Source organism: Streptomyces sp. NPDC001781, assembly GCF_053596035.1.
Genome location: NZ_JBSFFI010000016.1, coordinates 75,033 through 92,684, shown reverse-complemented (window position 1 = coordinate 92,684; position 17,652 = coordinate 75,033). Strand labels below are relative to the sequence as shown.

Annotated in this window: 15 protein-coding genes and 1 riboswitch; of the genes, 14 read left to right on the top strand and 1 reads right to left on the bottom strand. The window is 72.0% G+C overall.

Annotated features, from left to right (window positions below; translation table 11 throughout):
• Positions 1-24 precede the first annotated feature (24 nt).
• Positions 25-1,515 carry a protein kinase domain-containing protein gene (locus tag ACWCV3_RS17100; protein WP_451224171.1) on the top strand — a complete coding sequence of 497 codons (1,491 nt, stop codon included), beginning with the start codon at positions 25-27 and terminating at the stop codon, positions 1,513-1,515.
• A 5-nt stretch (positions 1,516-1,520) separates the two neighbouring features.
• Here ACWCV3_RS17100 and ACWCV3_RS17095 read toward each other — a convergent pair whose 3' ends face one another.
• Positions 1,521-1,964 carry a hypothetical protein gene (locus tag ACWCV3_RS17095; protein WP_451224053.1) on the bottom strand — a complete coding sequence of 148 codons (444 nt, stop codon included), beginning with the start codon at positions 1,962-1,964 and terminating at the stop codon, positions 1,521-1,523.
• Between the two features lie 133 nt (positions 1,965-2,097).
• Between ACWCV3_RS17095 and ACWCV3_RS17090 the strand changes: the two genes are divergently transcribed.
• The 13 genes from ACWCV3_RS17090 (at position 2,098) to ACWCV3_RS17030 (ending at position 17,600) form a co-directional block, all read left to right on the top strand.
• On the top strand, positions 2,098-3,054 hold the full coding sequence (locus tag ACWCV3_RS17090) for a hypothetical protein (RefSeq protein ID WP_451224050.1): 957 nt from the start codon (positions 2,098-2,100) through the stop codon (positions 3,052-3,054).
• A 25-nt stretch (positions 3,055-3,079) separates the two neighbouring features.
• Entirely contained in the window at positions 3,080-4,819 is a 1,740-nt protein-coding gene (locus ACWCV3_RS17085; protein WP_451224047.1) for a M16 family metallopeptidase, read from the top strand.
• A gap of 163 nt (positions 4,820-4,982) precedes the next feature.
• Positions 4,983-5,618 (top strand): SurA N-terminal domain-containing protein, encoded by a 636-nt coding sequence (locus tag ACWCV3_RS17080; RefSeq protein WP_451224044.1) that lies wholly within the window; start codon positions 4,983-4,985, stop codon positions 5,616-5,618.
• Positions 5,619-5,756: 138 nt separating this feature from the next.
• Complete coding sequence (locus tag ACWCV3_RS17075; protein ID WP_451224041.1) at positions 5,757-6,752, top strand: nucleoside triphosphate pyrophosphohydrolase; 996 nt, start codon at positions 5,757-5,759, stop codon at positions 6,750-6,752.
• A gap of 119 nt (positions 6,753-6,871) precedes the next feature.
• A complete protein-coding gene (locus ACWCV3_RS17070) occupies positions 6,872-8,215 on the top strand; it encodes a cytochrome P450 family protein (RefSeq protein ID WP_451224038.1) in 1,344 nt (447 codons plus the stop codon).
• 123 nt (positions 8,216-8,338) lie between these two features.
• Entirely contained in the window at positions 8,339-9,376 is a 1,038-nt protein-coding gene (locus tag ACWCV3_RS17065) for a transglycosylase family protein (protein WP_451224035.1), read from the top strand.
• A gap of 182 nt (positions 9,377-9,558) precedes the next feature.
• Positions 9,559-9,737: riboswitch (cyclic di-AMP (ydaO/yuaA leader) on the top strand.
• Between the two features lie 4 nt (positions 9,738-9,741).
• The gene (locus ACWCV3_RS17060) at positions 9,742-10,443 is read left to right on the top strand and encodes a transglycosylase family protein (RefSeq protein ID WP_451224032.1); all 702 of its coding nucleotides are present in this window, start codon (positions 9,742-9,744) and stop codon (positions 10,441-10,443) included.
• A 329-nt stretch (positions 10,444-10,772) separates the two neighbouring features.
• Positions 10,773-12,059 (top strand): phosphopyruvate hydratase, encoded by a 1,287-nt coding sequence (gene eno / locus ACWCV3_RS17055; protein WP_451224168.1) that lies wholly within the window; start codon positions 10,773-10,775, stop codon positions 12,057-12,059.
• A 151-nt stretch (positions 12,060-12,210) separates the two neighbouring features.
• The gene (locus ACWCV3_RS17050) at positions 12,211-12,687 is read left to right on the top strand and encodes an FtsB family cell division protein (RefSeq protein WP_130338602.1); all 477 of its coding nucleotides are present in this window, start codon (positions 12,211-12,213) and stop codon (positions 12,685-12,687) included.
• 46 nt (positions 12,688-12,733) lie between these two features.
• Positions 12,734-13,291, top strand: coding sequence for a DUF501 domain-containing protein (locus ACWCV3_RS17045; protein WP_451224029.1), 558 nt, complete (start codon positions 12,734-12,736; stop codon positions 13,289-13,291).
• A complete protein-coding gene (locus ACWCV3_RS17040; RefSeq protein WP_451224026.1) occupies positions 13,288-14,229 on the top strand; it encodes a Ppx/GppA phosphatase family protein in 942 nt (313 codons plus the stop codon). Before ACWCV3_RS17045 ends, ACWCV3_RS17040 begins: the two co-directional genes overlap by 4 nt.
• A gap of 475 nt (positions 14,230-14,704) precedes the next feature.
• Positions 14,705-16,087 (top strand): NAD(P)/FAD-dependent oxidoreductase, encoded by a 1,383-nt coding sequence (locus ACWCV3_RS17035; protein ID WP_078858577.1) that lies wholly within the window; start codon positions 14,705-14,707, stop codon positions 16,085-16,087.
• Between the two features lie 208 nt (positions 16,088-16,295).
• Positions 16,296-17,600 carry a class I SAM-dependent methyltransferase gene (locus ACWCV3_RS17030; protein WP_451224022.1) on the top strand — a complete coding sequence of 435 codons (1,305 nt, stop codon included), beginning with the start codon at positions 16,296-16,298 and terminating at the stop codon, positions 17,598-17,600.
• The last annotated feature ends 52 nt before the right edge of the window (positions 17,601-17,652 follow it).

The window sequence follows — 17,652 nt, the reverse complement described above, 5'->3', positions numbered from 1 at the left end:
CGCGTCGTCGCCGACCGGTACGAGCTGTCCACGCTGATCGGGCAGGGCGGCATGGGCCAGGTGTGGACGGCGTACGACCGCAGGCTCGACCGGCGGGTCGCGGTGAAGCTGCTCCGCCCCGACAAGGTGGCCGGTCTCGAGGCGGACGAGCTGCGCCGCAGGTTCCTGCGCGAGTGCCGGGTCACCGCGCAGGTGGACCACCCCGGCCTCGTCACCGTGCACGACGCGGGCAGCGAGGGCGAGGAGTTGTTCCTCGTCATGCAGTACGTGGACGGCGCCGACCTCTCCGACCACCTCGCGGAGCACGACCCGTACCCGTGGCACTGGACGGTCTCGGTGGCCGCGCAGTTGTGCGCGGTGCTGAGCGCGGTGCACGCGGTGCCGATCGTGCACCGGGACCTCAAGCCGCGCAACGTGATGGTGAAGCAGGACGGCACCGTCACCGTGCTCGACCTGGGAGTGGCGTCCGTCATGGACACCGACACCACCCGCCTCACGCACACCGGTTCACCGATCGGCTCGCCCGCCTACATGGCGCCGGAGCAGGCGATGGGCGGCGCGGTCGGCCCGTACACCGACCTGTACGCCCTGGGCGTGCTGATGCACGAACTGCTCAGTGGAGACGTGCCGTTCACCGGCTCCACCGCGCTCGGCGTACTGCACCGGCACCTGTACGAGCCTCCGCTCCCGGTGCGCCGGCTGCGCCCCGAGGTGCCGGCCGCGCTGGAGGCGCTGGTGCTGCGCCTGCTCGCCAAGGACCCGCAGGCCCGCCCGGCCTCGGCGCAGGAGGTGTACGAACAGCTCGCGCCGCTCCTGCCCGCGCGCGGCACGCCCACCAGCGCGCCGCTCGACCCCACACGTCCCTTCCTGCGTCCGCACGCCCCCTGGCCGGACCGCGCCCGCACTCCCGCGCCGCAGCCCGCACCGGTCGCCCCGGCGCCCCCGGTGGACGACAAGCCGGACGTCGCGGCCGCCGTGGACGAGGTCAAGCGGCTGCTCGGGGAAGGGCGCATCACCCAGGCCGTGGACATCCTCGGCGCGATCCTGCCCACCGCGGCCGAACAGCACGGCGAGCACTCGGCGGTCGTGCGTACCCTGCGCAAGCAGTACGCGGCCACGCTGCTCGACGACGGCCAGTACCGGCGTGCCCTGCCCGAGCTGCGCCGTCTCGCCGACGAACGGGCCGCGGAGGCGGGCCGGGCCGACCAGCAGTCCCTGCGTTTCCGCTACGAAGCCGCGCAGTGCCTTGAGCAACTGGGTGAACCGGCCGCCGCGCTCGCGGAGTACCGCGCGCTGCTGCCCTACTACGAGAACCGGTACGCCTTCGAGGACCCCGGTCTCGCCCACGACGTCCGGCGCCGCACAGGTCATCTGCTGCTGGCCCTCGGCGACCGCCCGGCAGCGCACGACACGCTGGCGCGGCTGCTGATGGACGTGGAGCGGGTGCACGGCCCCGGACATCCGACGGCGATGGAGATCCGGCGGACCCTGCAATGGCTGGGCCAGGTGCGCTGAAGCGCTCAGCGCGTCACCGGCAGCCCCGCGACGAAGCGCGGCCCGTCCGACTTGTGCTGGACCGGGAACGTCACCTTCAGCCCGTGCTCCTCGCCGGCCAGCGAGAGGACGGTGGCGAACTGCAGGCCGAGGAACACCTTCTTCGAGTTGCCCGCGGAGAGGTGGGGACGGGGCAGGTTCAGCACCAGCCTGCCGGGCTTGCGGCCCTGGTTGCCGTCGAAGAAGAGCAGACGCTGATCGGTGAGCACCAGGTAGAGCGGGCGGGGCGTGACCGTGGCCATCACCGTCCCGGCGCTCAGCACCCCGACCACCGCCGCGGTGAGCGCCTGCCTGCGCACCGACACCGAGCCGACCCCGGCCAGCGAGGTGAACTCCACCCGCTCACCCTGGAGCAGCAAGGGGGCGGTGGCTTCGAGCAGTTGCCGGTTGCGGCGGGCATTGAGGGACATCTGGGACTCCGGGGAAGCGCTGCTGGAACGTAGGGCCCCAAGGAGACCCGCGCCGGGCCGCGATGGTTGTACTGAAGTTCCGTAAGGCGCCCCGTGCGCGGGGTCGCCGCTGGTCTCACCTAGTATCCGCCGCATGTCGTTCGCTTCCGGATCTTCCCTGCCGCCACCCGACTTCGAGGTCGCGTCCGCCTTCCCCGAGGTCGCCTGGCTCCGGCAGGCTGCCGCCGCGGGCGACCTGGAGGCGCTGTGGCGGTACTTCCACGGGCTGCCGCACGGCACCGACCGGGCGTTCCCCGTCCGGATCGTCAGCGAGGTGGACGGTGTCGAACACGCCCTGCGCGCCCGGATCGAGGCCTTCCCCGACGACGTACTGGGCCTGACGCTGCTCGGCGCCCGGGAGGTGGAGATCGGCTGGGCGGTGCGCACCGCGGCCCGCGCCGAGCACGTCGACCGGGAGCAGTTCGCCGCCTTCCACGCACATCTGCGGACCGCCGAGCAGTACCTCATACGCGCCACCGCCCTCGACCCGGCCGCCGACGCGGCCTGGGCCGCCCGGCTCAACACCGCACGAGGGCTGCAACTCGGCCAGAACGAGGCCCGGCGCCGCTACCGGCAGTTGGCCAAGCACCACCCGCACCACTTCACCGGCCAGGCCCGGCTGCTCCAGCAGCTGTGCCCCAAGTGGAGCGGCACCTGGGAGGACGCGCACGGCTTCGCCCGCGAGTGCATGCTCGCCGCCCCCGAGGGCGCCCTGAACGGCGGCCTGGTGGCGGAGGTCCACCTCGAACACTGGCTGGAACTCGACGCCGGCCGGGAGCGCACCGAGTATCTGCGCCGCCCCCACGTCCACACCGAACTCGTGGAGAGCGCCGGGCGCTCGGTGGCCCACCCCGACTTCGCGCGCGGCTACGGCTGGGTCGGCGTCGAGGGCACGTACGCCGCCCTGTTCTCCCTGATGGGGGACACCGCCCGGGCCGCCCACCACTTCCGTGCCCTCGGCAACCTGGCGTCCGAGTTCCCCTGGAGCTACCTCGGCAAGCCCGCCGAGGCGTACGTCCAGCACCGCGACGCGGCGCTCGCCCGACGATGACCACCATGCCGAACAGAGGCCGAGGATGAACCCGCACGCCGCCGTCCACCACACCCAGGTCGACGGCATACCCACGCTCTTCGTCCAGGCGGCCGGGCCGATGCGCGCCGGGCTCGTCTTCCGGGTCGGGATCGCCGACGAGACCCTCGGCCGGGCGGGGCTCACCCATCTCGTCGAGCACCTCGCGCTGTACCGCCAGGGCGTGGCGGACTACCACTACAACGGCGCGACCAAGGCCGCGTTCACCCACTTCCACGTGGAGGGCGCCGAGCACGAGATCGCCGCCTACCTCACCGGTGTCTGCGCCTCCCTGACCGACCTGCCCATGGACCGGCTGGAGACGGAGAAGGAGATCCTGCGCACCGAGGAGTCCCGCCGCGACTCCGGCCTGCTCCCGTTGTGGCGGTACGGCGCCCAGGGGTACGGCCTGGTCAGCTACCCGGAGTGGGGTGTGCGCAACGCGAGCGCGCAGGACGTGTGGCAGTGGGCGCGGAGCTGGTTCACGGCGGACAACGCGGTGCTGTGGATCGCCGGTGAGCACATCCCGGCCGGTCTCTCCCTCAAGCTCCCCGCGGGCGACCGGCGTGCGATGCCCGCGGTGACCTCGGCCCTGCCCGCCACCCCGGCGTACTTCTCGGACGGCACCGGCGGGGTCCTGCTGGACGCCGTGGTCGCCGACACGACCGCCGCCTGGCTGTACTCGGGCGTCCTGGAGCGCGAACTGACCCGCTCGCTGCGGCAGGAGGGCGGTTACTCGTACACCGCCGCGAGCGACTTCACCTCCCGCCGGGACGGCCACGCCCTCGTCACCGCGTTCGCGGACAGCCTGCCCGCCAAGCAGGACGCGGTGCTCGGCGGATTCGTCGACGTGCTCGCCGGTTTCCAGGCGGGCCGCATCACCCAGGCCGACCTCGACGCTGTGCGCGGCCGCATCGACGGCGCCCTGGGCGCCCCCGACGCGGCGGCCCGCAGACTGCCGGGCCTGGCGGAGGACCTGCTCGCCGGGCGCCCGCTGCGCACCGTCGACGAACTGCGCGCCGAGATGCGCGGGGTGACCCCGGCCCATCTGCACCAGGTGGCCGTGGAAGCGGCGGGCACCGCCCTGCTCCAGGTGCCCGGCGGTCACCGCGCCGACTGGGCCGGATACACCGCCGCCCCCGTCGACTCCCCGTACGCGGTCACCGGCCGGCGCTTCGACGCCCGCGGCGGCGACACGGCGCTGATCATGGGCGCCGACGGCGTCAGCCTGACCGGGCGGACGGCCGACGGCTCCGAGCGCGCAGTCACGGTCCACTACCGCGCCTGCGCCGCCGTGCTGAGCTGGCCCGACGGCGGCCGGCGGCTGGTCGGCGCCGACGGTCTGACCGTCGAGGTGGAGCCGGGCCTCCACGGCATCGACGCCCACACGATGGCCGCCCTGGACGCCGCCGTGCCGCCGCACGCGGTCGTGCACCTGCCGCCCCGGCAGCAGCCCGCGGCCAGGCCCGCTTCCTCGGCCGCCCGGCAGGAGGGCGGCGGTGCTCAGGGGGCCGCGGGCGCCCGTACGCCCACGCGGCGGACCGTCGTACAGTCCATCGGGCTGGTCGTCCTCGTGATCCTCGCCGTGCTCGGTGGCTTCGTGGCCCTCTCCTTCACGGTGTTCGAGGCCGAGGACCCGGAGCTGACCATGGGGGAGTGGCTCGCCCTCTCGGGCTTCCTCTGGGGCGTCACCGGTCTGCTGGTGTGGCCCGCGGTGCGGATCGTGCGGACCACCCGGCGGGCGTGAGACGGCCGCCGCCCCCGCCGCGCCCCTCGGCGGAGTGACGCGGCGGTGCCCGAACTCGTGGTGAATCGTTGGTCCAATGGGTTGGCCGGAGCAGCACGGCTGCCTAACATCGATCACCGCAAGACTTTGTGCACCGTCGCACAATCTCCTCAGGAGGTTCCCCTTGCTCCGCCGCCGTCGCACCACGCTGGTCCTCACCGCCGCGATCGCCGCGGCCCCGCTCCTGACCGCCTGCGGAAACGACGCGCATCCGGGCGCCGCGGCCGTCGTCGGCGGGCAGCGGATCACGGTGTCGCAGCTGGAGAGCCGGGTGAACGAGGTACGGGCGGCGCAGCGGGCCGAGGTGACCGACCAGGCCCAGTACCAGCAGGTCCTCGCCTCCACCGGCAGCCTCACCCGCGACACCCTGCACAACATGGTCCTGGACCGGGTGCTGCACCGCGCCGCGCGCGACCAGGGCGTCACGGTCACCCGCAAGGAGATCCAGCGGATGCGCGCCGACCTGCAGAAGCAGGCGGGCGGCGCCGAGCAGCTCCGGTCCGCCTGGCTCCAGAAGTACGGCATCGCCCCCGAGCGCCTCGACGACAACCTCGGTCTCCAGATCGAGGCGCGGAAGCTCGCCGCCAAGCTCGGCACCGACACCAGCCAGCCCCCGTTCTGGGCCGCCCTCTCCAAGGCGTCCAAGGCGCTCCGCATCGACGTCAACCCCCGCTACGGCGCCTGGGACGTGGCCAAGAGCAGCCGGGTCGACGCCCGTACGCCCTGGCTGCGGGACGCCTCGGCGACACAGAGCACCTGAGTGCTGCACGTCCGGTGCGGTGCGGACGACCTGCGGGTTCCCGGCCCCGCGCGGCGTTCCGGGCATACGATCACAGGACTCCTGCACCCCTGTGGATAACCCGGCCCGCCATTGCGCGTCCTGGGTTACGTTCGGATCGTGAACGCAAACAGCTCCGCATCCGCCCCCGGCCGCATCGTCCTGCTCACCACCAGCCACCGCGTCGCCCCCGGCCTGCTGTCCTGGCCCGCCTGGCAGGCGCTGCGCTCCGCCGACGCCGTGCTGTGCGCGGACGGCGCGCATCCGCAGGTGCCGTATCTGCGCGAGGCCGGGACAGCTGTGACGGAGGCGTCGCCGACCGCCGAGGAACTGGTGGACGCCTGCGCGGGCGGCCGCACGGTGGTCGTCGTCGCCACCGGTGAGGGAGAGCCCGCCCTCACCGACGGCCTCGCCCGGCTCGCCGGCTCCGGCCGCGTGCGGATGCCCGAACTGGAGCTGCTGCCCGCCTCCTACGACCTGCCCGGCGCCCGCCTGCTCGATCTCGTCCAGGTCATGGACCGCATCCGCGCCGAGTGCCCCTGGTCCTCCCGGCAGACCCACGAGGGCCTGGCCAAGTACGGCATCGAGGAGGCGTACGAACTGGTCGAGGCCATCGAGGCGGGCGACCGCGAGGAGCTGCGGGAGGAACTGGGCGACGTGCTGCTCCAGGTCGTCTTCCACTCCCGCATCGCCGAGGAGGACGCGCAGGCACCCTTCTCCGTCGACGACGTCGCCGGGGGCATCGTCGCCAAGCTGATCCACCGCCACCCGCACGTCTTCGGTGACGAGGATGCCGAGACCCCCGAGGACGTCAAGGCGCACTGGCTGCGCACCAAGGCCGAGGAGAAGCAGCGCAGCTCCGTCACCGAGGGCGTCCCCCTCGGCCAGCCCGGCCTCGCCCTCGCCGCCAAGCTGGCCTCCCGCGTCCGCACCGCCGGCCTGGACGTGCCCCTGCCCCAGGGCGACGGCATCGGATACGAACTGCTGGACCTGGCCGCCCGCGCCGAACAGGCGGGCGTCGACCCGGAAGCCGCCCTGAGAGCGGCTGCCCGCACCTACCGGGACGCGATACGCACCGCGGAGGGCGTACCCGCCCCGGACACCGGCACCGAGTAACCCCGCCGGCCCGGCCCGCACCGGCGCGGGCTCCCCACCAGCACAGAGCCCCCCTCCCGCAGACCCGAGGGAAAGGAGCCGACCCGCCTCCACCCCGGCCCGCCGGATACCGTCGGGGAGTGACCCAGCCGCACCAGCCCACCCCCGACGACCCCACCTCCGGAGCTCCCTCCCAGGCCCCGGCCCCGGACCTCTTCACCTGGGAGTTCGCCGCCGACCCCTATCCCGCCTACGCCTGGCTGAGGGAGCACGCTCCCGTGCACTGGACCAAGCTGCCCAGCGGGGTGGACGCGTGGCTGGTCACCCGGTACGCCGATGCCAAGCAGGCCCTGGCCGACCAGCGGCTCAGCAAGAACCCGGCGCACCACGCCGAGACCGCGCAGGCCAAGGGGAAGACCGGTATCCCCGGTGAGCGCAAGGCCGACCTGATGACCCACCTGCTGAACATCGATCCGCCGGACCACACCCGGCTGCGCCGGCTGGTCAGCAAGGCGTTCACCCCGCGCCGGGTGGCCGAGTTCGAGGGCCGGGTGCAGGAGCTGACGGACGACCTCATCGACCGGTTCGCCGAGCGGGGCTCGGCAGACCTCATCCACGAGTTCGCCTTCCCGCTGCCCATCTACGCCATCTGCGACCTGCTCGGCGTCCCGCGCGAGGACCAGGACGACTTCCGGGACTGGGCGGGGATGATGATCCGGCACGGCGGCGGGCCCAGGGGCGGGGTGGCGCGTTCGGTGAAGAGGATGCGGGGCTATCTCGCGGACCTCATCCACCGCAAGCGCCAGGCACTCCCCGCCGAGCCGGCGCCCGGCGAGGATCTCATCTCGGCGCTCATCCGGGCCTCCGACCACGGCGAGCACCTCACCGAGAACGAGGCCGCCGCCATGGCCTTCATCCTGCTGTTCGCGGGCTTCGAGACCACCGTCAACCTGATCGGCAACGGCACCTACGCGCTGCTCACCCACCCCGACGAGCGCCGCCGCCTCCAGCTCTCGCTGGCCGCCGGGGAGACGGGCCTGCTCCAGACCGGGGTGGAGGAACTCCTCCGCTACGACGGGCCGGTGGAGCTGGCGACCTGGCGTTACGCCACCGAGCCGCTCGCCATCGGCGGCCAGGACATCGCCGCCGGGGACCCGGTGCTGGTGGTCCTCGCGGCGGCGGACCGCGACCCGGAGCGCTTCACCGACCCCGACCTGCTGGACCTCGGCCGCCGCGACAACCAGCACCTGGGGTACGGACACGGCATCCACTACTGCCTGGGCGCCCCGCTCGCCAGGCTGGAGGGACAGACCGCGCTCGCCACCCTGCTCACCCGGCTGCCGGACCTCGCCCTCGCGGCCGATCCGGCCGACCTCCGCTGGCGCGGCGGGCTGATCATGCGTGGACTGCGCACCCTGCCGGTGGAGTTCACACCGGTCGGTCCCCGTCGTGAAACCACCTGTGACGGATGTTCAACTAAGTGATCTTCACGTGATCTCTGCGGCATGAACTTGTGACAAGTGTTCGTCTGACGCTACGTTCACCCATCAGCATGGCGCCGAGCACCACTCGCCACGCCGTACCGCTGTCGCACGAAAGGCAACCGCATGCTCTCCGGGAACGGTAGGCACCGTCGCCCCCGCCAGGCTCCGGCGCTCCTCGTCGCGGCCGGCGTCACCACGTCAGCCATCGCCATCCCGCTCCTCGGGGCGGCGAGCGCCGACGCGGCCGACGGCACCACCTGGGACAAGGTCGCCGAGTGCGAGAGCGGTGGCTCCTGGAGCGCCGACACCGGCAACGGTTATTACGGCGGCCTCCAGATATCCCAGGACGACTGGGACAAGTACGGCGGCACGCAGTACGCGGCCAGCGCCGACCAGGCCAGCCGTTCGCAGCAGATCTCGGTGGCCGAGAAGATCCTCGCCGACCAGGGCACCACCCACTGGGCCACCTGCGCCCTGCTCGCCGGACTGACCTCGAACTCCGGCTCGGTGGACGTCGACACGGGTGTGAGCGAGTCCCCCTCCGCCAGCCAGGGCGGTCCGGACGGGGGCGCCGGCAAGTCGAGCGAGACCCCTGGAGCGGGCGCTTCGTCCGATGGTTCCGACTCGTCCCGACCGGGCGACTCCTCCCCCTCGTCCCACTCGTCCGACTCCTCCGCCAAGGGCACCGGCAAGCCGTCCCCGAACGCGAGCGAGAAGGGTGCCTCGGGCGACGCCGGGAAGGATGCCGGTGCCGCCCGCTCCGACGCGTCCGCACCCCCGGCCGCCGGCCACGGGGACAAGGGGGTCGGTTCGCCCTCCACTGCCCCCGCGGCCGAGGACGACGAGTCGTGGGAGGACGGCGGCTCCTGGAGCCTCGTCGACACCGGCGACCTCGGCGGCGGCCGTCACCGCGGCGGCAGCGCCGACGAGAACGCGACGGAAGGTCAGCACACGGCCGGAACCGGTCGCCATGTCGCCGCCTCCGCGGGCACCTACACCGTCCGTGACGGCGACACCCTCGGCTCCATCGCCGACTCCCTTGACGTGGACGGCGGCTGGCAAGCCCTCTACTCCGCGAACAAGCAGGCCGTCGGTGCGGACCCGAACCATGTCGACCCGGGTCAGGCCCTGGAAGTGCCGGGCGAACAGGACTCCGAATAGCGGCATTTGACGCCCCGCTATACTGTTATATGTCCTATTTGGCGAAAGTGTGGGATGACTCTCAGAAGACCTGATCGTCTTTGAATTTCGCCGCGCGGCATGTCTACGGTCGGGACCGCTCGTCACCACGAGCCCCCGTGGCCGCAACGCCGAATCCTGCCAGCGGTCGTCGGGGACAGTCGTCGCGTCAAGCGCCGTAGGCAGGAGCGGGGGACCCAAGGTAGGTGCCCGGACCGGTGGCTGACACCGGAACGGGCTTGGGGTGGAGCCACGCCTTCCAGAAGTACCGGGGAGGGGTGGCCGGGCAACTCAACCGGCCCGAACCCGACAGCTCACCTCGCAGGCGTCGGTGAGGGGATCGATCCATGCTGTTCTCCAGCAAGGGCAAGCACCGTCGCCCGTCCAAGACCGTCCGTGTCCTCGCGCTCGCCGGTGTCGCCGGTGCCGCCGTCGCGGGCCCGGTGATGGCGTCGGGCAGCGCCTCCGCCGCCACCGGTTCCGAGTGGGACGCCGTCGCCCAGTGCGAGTCGGGCGGCAACTGGTCCATCAACACCGGCAACGGGTACTACGGCGGACTCCAGTTCTCCGCCTCCACCTGGGCCGCGTACGGCGGCACGCAGTACGCCGCCACCGCCGACAAGGCGGGCAAGGGGCAGCAGATCGCCGTCGCCGAGAAGGTGCTCTCCGCCCAGGGCAAGGGCGCCTGGCCGGTCTGCGGCACGGGCCTGTCCGGCGCGACGTACAGCGGTTCCGCCGCCCCGGCTCCCTCCACGGACGCCAAGACGGAGGACAAGGCCGCGGCCGGCACCTCCGACCGCGCCGCCGGCGGCCAGGCCGCCTCCCGGTCCACCGAGCGTCCGGACGTGAGCAGGACCGTCACCACGCCGACCGGTGGCAAGGTCAAGAAGGGCGACGGCGAGTACAAGGTCGTCAAGGGCGACACGCTCAGCTCCATCGCCGCCGAGCACAAGGTCGAGGGCGGCTGGAAGAAGCTGTACGACCTGAACAAGGACATCGTCGAGAAGGCCGACTTCATCTTCCCCGGCCAGATGCTGCACCTGAAGTAACCGCGACCCGCTCGGCGGACGGCCATCCTGCTGAGGCCGGCCCCGGGCTTCCGGTCCCGTCGACGGACCCCCCCCGCCCCGGTGCGCGTTCCCCCCGCGTGCCGGGGCGGTGCGCGTTCCATGCCGGTCCGGCGCGGCTGCCCGGCCGTCCGGAAGGTTTGCCCAGAACCCTTTGTTCCGGACGGGAACAATGGGTACCGTCTCCCTGTCCCACCCCGTCCACGAGGCGGTCGGTCGACGGCCGGCGCCCCTTGGACGGTTAGGCTCTAGACGCAAGGCATGCCATCCGGCGCACGCCCCGCACTCATCGCGTCACATCCATGAAGGAGATGCTCGTGCCGTCCATCGACGTCGTCGTAGCCCGGGAAATCCTGGACTCCCGAGGCAACCCCACGGTCGAGGTCGAGGTCGGCCTCGACGACGGCAGCACGGGTCGTGCCGCCGTCCCGTCCGGCGCCTCCACCGGTGCCTTCGAGGCCATCGAGCTGCGTGACGGTGACCCGAACCGCTACCAGGGCAAGGGTGTCGAGAAGGCCGTCCTCGCCGTCATCGAGCAGATCGGCCCCGAGCTGGTCGGCTACGACGCCACCGAGCAGCGCCTGATCGACCAGGCCATGTTCGACCTGGACGCCACCGACAACAAGGGCTCGCTCGGCGCCAACGCCATCCTCGGCGTCTCCCTCGCCGTCGCCCACGCCGCGTCCGAGGCCAGCGACCTGCCGCTCTTCCGCTACCTGGGCGGGCCCAACGCGCACCTGCTCCCGGTGCCGATGATGAACATCCTGAACGGCGGCTCGCACGCCGACTCCAACGTGGACATCCAGGAGTTCATGATCGCCCCGATCGGCGCGGAGTCCTTCTCCGAGGCCGTCCGCTGGGGCGCCGAGGTCTACCACACGCTCAAGAAGGTCCTGAAGCGCAAGGGCCTCGCCACCGGCCTCGGCGACGAGGGCGGCTTCGCGCCGAACCTCGGCTCCAACCGTGAGGCCCTCGACCTCATCCTCGAGGCCGTCAAGGAGGCCGGCTACGCCCCCGGCGAGCAGATCGCCCTCGCGCTCGACGTCGCCGCGTCCGAGTTCTACAAGGACGGCAAGTACCTCTTCGAGGGCAAGGAGCGCTCCGCCGCCGAGATGACGGAGTACTACGAGGAGCTGGTGGCGGCCTACCCGCTGGTCTCCATCGAGGACCCGCTGTTCGAGGACGACTGGGCGGGCTGGAAGGTCCTCACCGACCGCATCGGCGACAAGGTGCAGATCGTCGGCGACGACCTGTTCGTCACGAACCCCGAGCGTCTCGCCCGCGGCATCGAGGAGGGCGTCGCCAACGCCCTGCTGGTCAAGGTCAACCAGATCGGCTCGCTGACCGAGACCCTGGACGCCGTCGAGATGGCCCAGCGCAACGGCTACAAGTGCATGATGTCCCACCGCTCCGGTGAGACCGAGGACGTCACCATCGCCGACCTGGCCGTCGCCACCAACTGCGGCCAGATCAAGACCGGTGCCCCGGCCCGCTCCGAGCGCGTCGCCAAGTACAACCAGCTCCTGCGCATCGAGGAGATCCTCGACGACGCCGCGGTCTACGCCGGCCGCAGCGCCTTCCCGCGCTTCAAGGGCTGACCCCCGGCGGGTCCGCGCGAGCCGGCCCCGCCCCGTCGTACGTACGTCCCCGGACCCGGTCCCGTACCGTGTCCGGGGACGTACGCGCGTGTGAGCCCAGCGGCACGCGCACAGCACAAGACGCACAGGCACAGTGGAGGCGGAGAGCCAGATGGCCGCGAGGGACCGGGACCGTTTCTCCACCACGACCAGGCTGCGGCTGCTCGGTGAGCAGACGGCGGCCCGCGTCTACCGCTCCCAGACCAAGCGGCAGGCCCGCCGTTCCCGCCTCACCGGCCGCGCCGCCCTGCTGGCCCTGGTGCTGTGCTCGATGATCGTGGCGCTCGCCTACCCGATGCGGCAGTACGTCTCCCAGCGTGCCGAGATCGCGGACCTGAAGCACCGCCAGGAGCAGGCCCGGGCCCGCGTCGAGCAGCTCAGGGACGTCAAGGCCCGCTGGCAGGACGACGCCTACGCCGAACAGCAGATCCGGCGCAGGCTGCACTATGTGATGCCCGGTGAGACCGGATACGTCGTGATCGATCCGGGCGCGGCCCAGCAGTCCCGCACCGACCGCGGCGCCGCCCACCGGCCCTGGTACGCCAACGTCTGGGACGGCGTCGACAAGTCCGACGCCTCCGACCAGTGACCGGCACCCGCCGGTGACCGACGACAAGCCACTTACGGAAGCAGTCATGGAAACGCCCCCGCCCCACACCCCGCGCACCGAGCCCACCGAGGCGGACATCGCCGCCTTCGAGCTCCAGCTCGGCCGCCCGCCGCGCGGCCTGCGGGCCATCGCCCACCGCTGCCCCTGCGGCCAGCCGGACGTCGTGGAGACCGCGCCCCGGCTGCCCGACGGCACGCCCTTCCCGACGACGTACTACCTGACGTGCCCCCGTGCCGCCTCGGCCATCGGCACGCTGGAGGCCAACGGCGTCATGAAGGAGATGACCGAGCGGCTGCAGACCGACCCGGAGCTGGCCGCGGCCTACCGGGCCGCGCACGAGGACTACATCCGGCGCCGGGACGAGATCGAGGTGCTGGCGGGCTTCCCCAGCGCGGGCGGCATGCCCGACCGGGTGAAGTGCCTGCACGTCCTGGTCGCCCACTCGCTGGCCGCCGGACCGGGCGTGAACCCGCTGGGCGACGAGGCCGTCGCCATGCTGCCCGAGTGGTGGGCGAAGGGCCCCTGCGTGGTACCCGGCGCCTGCGCCGCGGAGGCCGCCTCCGGCACACAGGAGCAGCGATGACCCGTGTGGCCGCCGTGGACTGCGGCACCAACTCCATCCGCCTGCTGGTCGCCGACGCCGACCCGGAGACCGGTGAACTGACCGAGCTGGACCGCCGGATGACGATCGTCCGGCTCGGCCAGGGCGTCGACCGCACCGGCCGCCTCGCCCCCGAGGCACTCGAGCGCACCTTCGCCGCGTGCCGGGAGTACGCCGAGGTCATCCGCGGACTCGGCGCGAGCAGGGTACGGTTCGTCGCCACCTCCGCCTCACGCGACGCGGAGAACCGGGACGAGTTCGTGCGCGGGGTGGTGGACATCCTCGGCGTGGAGCCGGAGGTCATCACCGGCGACCAGGAGGCCGAGTTCTCCTTCACGGGCGCGACCAGGGAGCTGTCCGGCGGCGACCATCTGGAGAAGCCGTATCTCGTGGTGGACATCGGCGGCGGCTCCACCGAGTTCGTCGTGGGCGACGGCCACGTGGGCGCCGCGCGGTCGGTGGACATCGGCTGCGTACGGCTGACCGAGCGGCACCTGGTGCACGACGGCGAGGTCACCGACCCGCCGGCGCACGAGCAGGTCGCCGCCATGAGGGCCGACATCGCGGCGGCGCTGGACCTGGCCGCCGAGACCGTGCCGCTGGAGCGGGCCCGCACCCTGGTCGGGCTCGCGGGCTCGGTCACCACGGTGGCCGCCATCGCCCTGGAGCTGCCGGAGTACGACTCCGCACGCATCCACCACGCCCGGATCTCGCGCGGCCACGTCCGCCGGATCACCGAGTGGCTGCTCGGCTCCTCGCACGCCGAGCGTGCGGAGATCCCGTCCATGCACCCCGGCCGGGTGGACGTGATCGGCGCGGGTGCCCTCGTGCTGCTCTCGATCATGGAGCGGACCGGTGCGGAGGAGGTCGTGGTCAGCGAGCACGACATCCTCGACGGCATCGCGTGGTCCGTCGCCTGACGGCGCACGACCGCTCCGAGGCCCGCACCCGCACTACTTGTTACCGTCCAGTAGTGTGCGGCTGAGCAGCCTGGACGACGTTTGAGCGCCTCCGCGGGGCGGCCGGCACGCCGCTTCGCGGGACTCTCGGCACAACCTTCGTGAAGTTCTTCACAAGGAAATCGGCCCCCGCGGGGGACACAGGGGTCCGCATTGACCCGTTCGAGGCCCGGACGGCCCCTGGAGCATGATCACGACCGTATGGCGACGGGGTTTCGGGCGAGTGTCCGGAGGTCCCGGATGGGGTGCCGCAGGAGGGGTCGAAGGGGTCGGAAAGCCAGCTCAAGCGGCATTGACAACGGGTCAGGATCACGTGGGGTTCCCCCTTGTGAACATGACCTGCGTCACGCGGATGGCGGAGGATAACACACCCCCTCTTCATGCTTGTGAAGGGGCGCACGAGCCACCCCCCTTGGGCGGGTGGATACTCGATGGCATGAGCACCACGGAGCGTCCCAGGATCCTCGTAGTAGGCGGTGGGTACGTAGGCCTGTACGCAGCTCGGCGCATCCTCAAGAAGATGCGCTTCGGAGAGGCGACCGTCACGGTCGTCGATCCCCGGTCGTACATGACCTACCAGCCCTTCCTCCCCGAAACCGCCGCCGGCAACATCTCCCCTCGCCACGTCGTCGTACCGCTGCGACGCGTGCTGCCGAAGGCGGAGGTCCTCACCGGCCGGGTCACCACCATCGACCAGGACCGCAAGGTCGCCACGATCGCCCCCCTCGTGGGCGAGGCGTACGAGCTGCCGTTCGACTACCTGGTCATCGCCATGGGCGCGGTCTCGCGCACCTTCCCGATCCCCGGCCTCGCCGAGCAGGGCATCGGCATGAAGGGCATCGAGGAGGCCATCGGCCTGCGCAACCACGTCCTGGAGCAGCTCGACAAGGCCGACTCCACGACCGACGAGGAGATCCGCCGCAAGGCGCTCACCTTCGTCTTCATCGGCGGTGGCTTCGCGGGTGCGGAGACCATCGGCGAGGTCGAGGACATGGCCCGCGACGCCGCCAAGTACTACAAGAACGTGTCCCGCGAGGACATGCGCTTCGTCCTGGTCGACGCCGCCGACAAGATCCTCCCCGAGGTCGGCCCCAAGCTCGGCCAGTACGGCAAGGAGCACCTGGAGAGCCGCGGCGTGGAGATCTACCTCTCCACCTCGATGGACTCCTGCGTCGACGGCCACGTCGTGCTGAAGAACGGTCTCGAGGTCGACTCCGACACGATCGTCTGGACCGCGGGCGTCAAGCCCAACCCGGCCCTCACCCGCTTCGGCCTGCCCCTGGGCCCGCGCGGCCACGTCGACTGCCAGCCGACCCTCCAGGTCACCGGCACCGACTACATCTGGGCCGCGGGTGACAACGCCCAGGTGCCCGACCTCGTCGGCCGCAAGGCGGGCAACGAGAACGCCTGGTGCCCGCCGAACGCCCAGCACGCGCTGCGCCAGGCCAAGGTCCTCGGCGACAACGTGGTCTCCGGCATGCGGGGCTTCCCGCAGAAGGACTACGAGCACGCCAACAAGGGCGCCGTCGCCGGCCTCGGCCTGCACAAGGGCGTGGCGATGATCGTCATGGGCAAGATGAAGATCAAGCTCAAGGGCCGTCTCGCCTGGTACATGCACCGCGGTTACCACGGTCTGGCCATGCCGACCTTCAACCGCAAGATCCGCGTCTTCGCGGACTGGACCCTCGGCATGTTCCTCAAGCGCGAGGTCGTCGCCCTCGGCGCGATGGAGCACCCGCGCGAGGAGTTCTACGAGGCCGCCAAGCCCGCCCCGGTCGCCGCCGCGCCGAAGACCGAGGAGAAGGCCAAGGCGAGCTGACCTCCGGTCAGTTCCCTTCAAGCCTCCGGCCCTCACCCGGCTCGACCCGAAGGACCTTCCGCCATCCGTGGTGCGGGAGGTCCTTCGGCGTGTCCGGCCTCGCCCCCGGTTTTGCCCTGCCGTAACCCCAATGCGGGACTGTGCCGGGTACGGCGCGGTGTTTACGTGGTAACGGACATCCGGGATCGTCGTCTTGGAGGTGTGCGTCATGGCCGACGCCGCGTCACGCTTGGTGAGTGTCGCCGAACAACTGCTGGGAGCGCCCCTCCCGGTGCGGGTACGCGCCTGGGACGGCTCCCAGGCCGGGCCCCCCGGGGCTCCCGTGATCGTCGTACGCAACCGGCGCGCCCTGCGCCGCATGCTGTTCAAGCCGGGCGAACTGGGCATGGCCCGCGCCTGGGTGGCCGGGGACCTGGACATCGAGGGCGATCTGTACACCGCGCTCGGCGCCATGGCCGGCCTGCTCTGGGAGCACGACGACGAGGGCGGCGGCCGCTCCCTCGCCGACACGGTGCGCGACCCCGCCGCGCGGGCCGCCGTCCGCGACCTGGTCCGGCTGGTCGGGCCGCCGCTGCCGCCCGCCCCGCCGCGCGAGGAGGTCCGCAGGCGGCGCCACCTGCACACCCGCCGCACCGACAAGCGGGCCGTCAGCCACCACTACGACGTGGGCAACGACTTCTACGAACTCGTCCTCGGCCCGTCCATGGTGTACTCCTGCGCCTACTGGGAGGCCCCGGAACGAGGCGCCTCCCTGGAGACCGCCCAGCGCGACAAGCTGGAACTGGTCTGCGCCAAACTCGGCCTGAAGCCCGGTCAGCGGCTGCTGGACGTGGGCTGCGGGTGGGGCTCGATGGCCGTGCACGCCGCCCGCGAGCACGGAGTGAGCGTGGCCGGCGTCACCCTCTCCCAGGAGCAGGCCGCCTTCGCCCGCAAGCGCGTCGCCGAAGAGGGCCTCACCGACCGCGTCGAGATCCGCGTCCAGGACTACCGCGACGTCCGCGACGGACCCTACGACGCGATCTCCTCCATCGGCATGGCCGAACACGTCGGCGCCGAACGCTACCTGGACTACGCCCGCGACCTGTACGGCCTGCTGAAGCCCGGCGGACGCCTCCTCAACCACCAGATCGCCCGCCGCCCCCAGCAGGACGAGACGGCGTACGAAGTGGACGCCTTCATCGACTCCTACGTCTTCCCCGACGGCGAACTCGCCCCACTCGGCACCACCGTCACCATGCTGGAGCGCGCCGGGTTCGAGGTGCGGGACGTGGAGGCGCTGCGCGAGCACTACGCCCGCACCCTGCGCGCCTGGGTGAGCAACCTGGAGGGCGACTGGGCGCGGGCCACCCGGCTCGCCGGGTTCGGCCGGGCCCGCGTCTGGCGGCTGTACATGGCGGCCTCCGCGCTGGCCTTCGAGCGCAACCAGATCGGCGTCAACCAGGTCCTCGCCGTCCGCACCTCGCAGACCGGCACCTCGGGGCTCCCGGCCCGCACCCGCACCTGGAACGCCTGACGAACGTCCAAGGGCCCCGCTCCGATCCCGGAACGGGGCCCCACGACTGTCC